The 5932-nt window shown below is 68.8% G+C and carries 1 protein-coding gene; it reads right to left on the reverse strand.

Going from position 1 to position 5932, the window contains the following annotated elements:
• The coding region (locus Q8791_RS31585) for an amino acid adenylation domain-containing protein (protein ID WP_330095523.1) at positions 1-5758 on the reverse strand (5758 nt) is incomplete at its 3' end.
• Positions 5759-5932 lie beyond the last annotated feature (174 nt).

The raw sequence follows: 5932 nt of genomic DNA on the forward strand, positions 1-5932 counted from the left end.
GGGGGTTGGGGGTGAAGTGGGTGGCGGTGAGGGCGGGTTGGTGGGTGTAGCCGCGGGCGAGTCCGGTGCCGGTGATGTAGAGCTCGCCTTGGACGCCGGGTGGGACGGGTTGGAGGTGGTGGTCCAGCAGGAGCAGGCCGGTGTGGTGCATGGCCTTGCCGAGCGGGATGGGCCCGGCGGGTCTGTGAGCGGGGGTGTGGAGCTGGTCCACGGTGTTGCCCTGTGGGGCGGGCTCATCGGGTTTTTGGGTGGTGGCCTGTGTGTGGGTCCAGGGTTGTTGGGTGGCGCACAGGGTGGTTTCGGTGGGCCCGTAGGTGGTGCGCACGATGATGTGGGGGTGGGTGGTGATCAGGTGGTTGACGGCGGTGGGGGAGATGGTGTCTCCGCCGGTGGTGACCTCGGTGAGTCCGGTGAGGCTGTGGACGTCTTCTTCGACTACGACGCGGAACATGCCGGCGGTGAGGCTGAGGTGGGTGATGTGGTGGGTGGGGATCAGGTGTGCCAGGGCGGTGGTGTCGATGGTCTCGGGTGGGGCGATGACCAGTTGGGCTCCGTTGAGGAGGGGTGCCCAGATTTCGTAGGTGGAGGCGTCGAAGGCGTGGGGTGCGTGGAACAGGACCCGGTGGTGGGGTTGCAGGTTCCAGGCGGGGTCGGTGGCCAGGTCGACGACGCTTTGGTGGGTGATGGCGATGGCTTTGGGTGTGCCGGTGGTGCCGGAGGTGTGCATGGTGTACGCGATGTCGAGCGCATGCACCACAGGCAGAGGACGCTCTGGACCTGCGGTGTGGGGTGGGGTCTGGTCGCAGGTCAGGGTGTGGTGCTCGCTCAGGCCGGGATGACTGCCCAGGGCGGTGTCGGTGACCACGAGTGGGCAGGGGTTGGGGGCCAGGAGTTGGCGCAGGCGGTGCTCGGGCAGGTCGGTGTGCAGGGGTTGGTAGGCCGCACCGGTTTTGAGGATCGCGAGGAAGGCCACCACGGTGTGGTGGCTGCGGTGCATCAGGACGGGGACGTCCATGCCGGGTGTGATGCCGTGCTCGATCAGGCGTAGGGCCAGTTCGTGGGCTTGTGTGTCCAGTTCGCCGTAGGTGAGGGTGCCCTGGTCCCAGCGCAGTGCGGTGCGGTCGGGGTGCTGGGCGGTCCGCTCTGCCAGGAGTTCGAGCAGGGTGGTGGGTTCGCCCGCGGGATGCGGTCCTTGTCCCTGGTCGAGAAGGGCACGGGTCTCCTCGGCGTCGAGGAGGCGCAGGTCGCTGGGCCGGGTGCGTGGGTCGGCGGTGACCTGTTCCAGGACGCGGAGGAGCCGACGTCCGATGGTGTCGGCGGTTTCCTGGTCGAACAGATCTGCCGCGTACTCGATCGACACCCGCAGACCACCGTTGCCGTCCGGGCCTGCTCCGATGGACATGTCGAACTTGGCGACGCCGAGCCCGTCGAGGGCCTGACTGGTGTCGACGCCGACCAGTTCGATGGTGGCGGTCTCACTCCCCTCGGTCCATCCGATGGAGGTTTGGAAGAGGGGGTGTCGTGCGAGGGAGCGTGTGGGGCTGAGTGCTTCGACGACCTGCTCGAAGGGGACGTGGGTGTGGTCGAAGTCCTCCAGGTCCTGCTGGCGGATACGGGTGAGGAGTTCGGTGAAGGTGGGGTTCCCGGACAGGTCGGTGCGCAGGACCAGGGTGTTGACGAAGAATCCGACCAGGTCGTCCAGGGCTTGGTCGTCGCGGCCGGCGACCACGGTGCCGAGCGGGATGTCGTTGCCTGCTCCGAGGCGGGAGAGCAGGACGGCGACCGCGGCCTGGACCGCCATGAAGGGGGTGGCACCGGCCGACCGGGCGACCGAGCGCAGGGCATCCATCGTGTCGGCGGGAAGGGTGTAGACGATCCGTTGCCCCTGATGGCTCGACACCTGGGGGCGTGGCCGGTCGGTGGGCAGGACCAGTTCCTCGGGCAGGTCTTGGAGGCGGGTGCGCCAGTAGTCCAGTTCCCGTTCGGCAAGGGTGCCTGCGTCCCCGCCCTGTCCTCGCTCCTGCCCGTGATCCGAGACCTGTTCCTGTGGTTGGTCGAGGAGTTCGCGTTGCCAGAGGGTGTAGTCCACGTACTGCACCGGCAGCGGTTCCCAGCCGGGAGCCTGTCCCTGGAGGCGGGCCTGGTAGGCCTGGCCCAGGTCGCGGGAGAGCGGGCCCATGGACTGTCCGTCTCCGGCGATGTGGTGCACCACCAGGACCAGGACGTGCTGGTCGGGGGCGGTGCGCAGCAGGTGGGCGTGCAGGGGGACGTCGGTTTCCAGGTCGAACAGGTGCCCGGCGTGCTCGCCGATCAGTTCCTCGGCCTGTTCGGGGGTGCAGTCGGTGACCCCGAGTCCGACCAGGTCCGGGGTCGGGGCCAGGACCGTCTGGGACGGCTCCCCGTCGTGCTCGGTGAACACGGTCCTCAGAGCCTCATGGCGGTGGACGACGTCGTTCAGAGCAGCGAGCAGGGCCGTGGTGTCCAGGGGGCCGTCCAGACGCGTGACGACCGGGACGTTGTAGGTCGCCGAGGGTCCTTCCAGACGGGACAGGAACCACAACCGACGCTGCGCAAACGACAACGGCAGCGCCGAAGGGCGGAACTCGGCGGGCTCCAGGGCCGGGACGTTCGCCACCGAGTGCCGCCCGAGGGCGTCGCCCAGCTTCGCCACGGTCGGTGCCTCGAAGAGAGCGCGTACCCCGGCACTGACGCCTATGCCGCGCAGCCGTCCCATCAGTCGCATGGCGAGGAGGGAGTGGCCGCCCAGGGCGAAGAAGTCGTCGTCGATGCCGACACTGTCCAACCCCAGGACCTGGGCGAACAGGGAGCAGAGGACCTCTTCGCGCGGGTTGCGGGGACCTCGTCGGGAACCGTGGGCCGGAACGGAGAAGTCCGGCGTCGGGAGCGCGCTGTGGTCGAGCTTGCCGTTGACAGTCACCGGCAGCCCGTCCGGCAGTACCACCACGGCATTCGGAACCAGGTGGTCGGGCAGTATCTCCGCCGACGCATGCCGTATCCGGCTACCGTCGATCGTGCCGCCTGGTGCGGGCACGACGTAGGCGACGAGGGACATGACCCCGCTGTGATCCCTGAGCGCGGTGACGAAGGCCTGAGCGACATCGGGCATGGCGACGAGCACGGACCGGATCTCGTTCGGTTCCACACGGAAGCCGCGAACCTTGATCTGGTCGTCGGAGCGGCCCAAGTACTCGATGCACCCGGGGGAGACCCAGCGGGCGAGGTCACCCGTCCGGTACATGCGGTCGCCGGGGAGACCGTGGGGGTCGGGAACGAACCGCTCCGCCGTCAGGCCGGAGCGTCCCACATAGCCGTGGGCGAGCCCTTCCCCGGCCACGTACAGCTCACCCCGGACACCGGCCGGGACCGGACGCAGCCTCTCATCGAGGATGTAGCAGCGACGGTTGCCCAGCGGACCGCCGATGGGGACTCCTGTCCCCGGGACATCCCGGACCCGGTGGAGATGGGTGAACACCATGCTCTCCACGGGGCCGTAGCCGTTGTACAGCGACACGTCCGGGAAGGCGTCACGGAAGCGGCGCAGGTGTTCCGCGGAGGGCTTCTCGCCGCCCGTGAAGACCTGCGACGCATGGGCGAAGACCTGCGGATACTCGTCCATGACCAGGCTGAACAGGGTCGCTGACAGAAAGTAGGAGTCTGCCTTGTGCCGCTCCACGAGATCGACCATGCGCGCGGGATCGGGCACCTGGCCCGATTGCAGGACACACGTCGCTCCGTGCAGCAGGGCCCCCCAGAACTCGAAGGCGAACGCGTCCCAGGAGACGGGAGCGGTCTGGAGCCAGACACGTTCGGGGCGCAGATCGAAACCGTTCTGCCCGGTGAAGGTCGACACGATCGAGCTGTGCGGTGCGAGAACGCCCTTGGGGACGCCGGTCGATCCGGAGGTGAACATGACGCACGCGGTGGACCGAGGTGACACGCGCAGGCCGAGGCGGGCGCCGCTGTGGTCGGCGTTCACACAAGCCTCGGCGTCCACCGCGACGACCCGCTCGACACCGGTGCGCCGGTCGAGCAACCCGCGCCGCGTGACGACCAGCCCGGCTCGCGCCGCCGTGACCATGGAGGCCAGACGGGCGTCGGGGAAACCGGGGTCGAGCGGCACGTATCCGCCACCTGCCTTGAGCACCGCCAGCAGCGCCACGGCGTGATCGATACCGCGCTCCAGCAGGACGCCGACCAGGGAACCCGGGGTGACACCGCACTCGCGCAGATGGCGTGCGAGACGGTTGGCGCGCGTGTCGAGTTCGGCGTAGGTGAGCGAGTCGTTCTCGAAGACCAGCGCCACCGAATCGGGGTGGTCGCTCGCCTGCTCCTCGAACAGTTCGTGCACCAGCGCCCGCGGTTCACCGGCAGCGGTGTCGTTGACGTCGACGACCAGGGCGGTGAACTCGTCGTCGGTGAGCAGGTCGATCTCGCCGACGGTGGTGGAGGGGTCGGCTGCTGCGGCGGTGAGGACCCGGAGCAGTCGCCGGCCGATGCCGTCGGCGGTGCCCTGGTCGAACAGGTCCCGTGCGTACTCGATCGACAGCCGCAGGCTGCCGTCGGACTCGGGGCCCGCCGCGATGAAGAGGTCGAACTTGGCGACGCTCAGATGCCCGGTGACTTCGGTGCTGTCCGTGCCGGACAGTTCGATGTCAGCCGTACCGGTGTTCTCCGCCCAGCCGATGGAGGTTTGGAAGAGGGGGTGTTGCGCGAGGGAGCGTGTGGGGCTGAGGGCTTCGACGACCTGCTCGAAGGGGACGTGGGTGTGGTCGAAGTCCTCCAGGTCCTGCTGGCGGATACGGGTGAGGAGTTCGGTGAAGGTGGGGTTCCCGGACAGGTCGGTGCGCAGGACGAGGGTGTTGACGAAGAATCCGACCAGGTCGTCCAGGGCTTGGTCGTCGCGGCCGGCGACCACCGTGCCGAGGGGGATGTCGTCGCCTGCTCCGAGGCGGGAGAGCAGGATGGCGACCGCGGCCTGCCCTGCCATGAAGGGGGTCGCCCCGACGGACCGGGCGACCGAGCGGATCCGGGCGAACACCTCGGGAGCGAGTGTGTGGGAGACCATGCCGCCCTGATGGCTCGACACCTGGGGGCGCGGCCGGTCGGTGGGCAGGACCAGTTCCTCGGGGAGGTCTTGGAGGCGGGTGCGCCAGTAGTGCAGTTCCCGTTCGGCCAGGGTGCCTGCGTCCTCGCCCTGTCCTTGCGGTTGGTCGAGGAGTTCGCGTTGCCAGAGGGTGTAGTCCACGTACTGCACCGGCAGCGGTTCCCAGTCGGGAGCCTGTCCCTGGAGGCGGGCCTGGTAGGCCTGGCCCAGGTCGCGGGAGAGCGGGCCCATGGACTGTCCGTCCCCGGCGATGTGGTGCACCACCAGGACCAGGACGTGCTGGTCGGGGGCGGTGCGCAGCAGGTGGGCGTGCAGGGGGACGTCGGTTTCCAGGTCGAACAGGTGCCCGGCGTGCTCGCCGATCAGTTCCTCGGCCTGTTCGGGGGTGCAGTCGGTGACCTGTAGTCCGACCAGGTCCGGGGTCGGGGCCAGGACCGTTTGGGAGGGCTCCCCGTCGTGCTCGGTGAACACGGTGCGCAGAACTTCGTGGCGGCCGACCACGTCGTTGAGGGCTTCCCTGAGGGCTGTGGTGTCCAGGGGGCCGTTCAGGCGTGTGACGACCGGGACGTTGTAGGTCGCCGAGGGCCCTTCCAGACGGGACAGGAACCACAACCGACGCTGCGCGAACGACAACGGCGTCGACTCGGGTCGTGTCTGCGCAGGATGCAGTGCGGGGGGGTTGGTGGTGGGTGTGGTGGTGTCGAGGCTGGTCAGTAGGCCTGCGACGGTGGGGTTTTCGAAGAGGGTGCGGACTCTGGTGTGTAGGCCCAGGGTGGTGTGGATGCGTGCGATGAGTTGGGTGGCCAG

The organism is Nocardiopsis codii (genome assembly GCF_036327455.1).
GTDB classification, from domain to species: Bacteria; Actinomycetota; Actinomycetes; order Streptosporangiales; family Streptosporangiaceae; genus Nocardiopsis; species Nocardiopsis codii.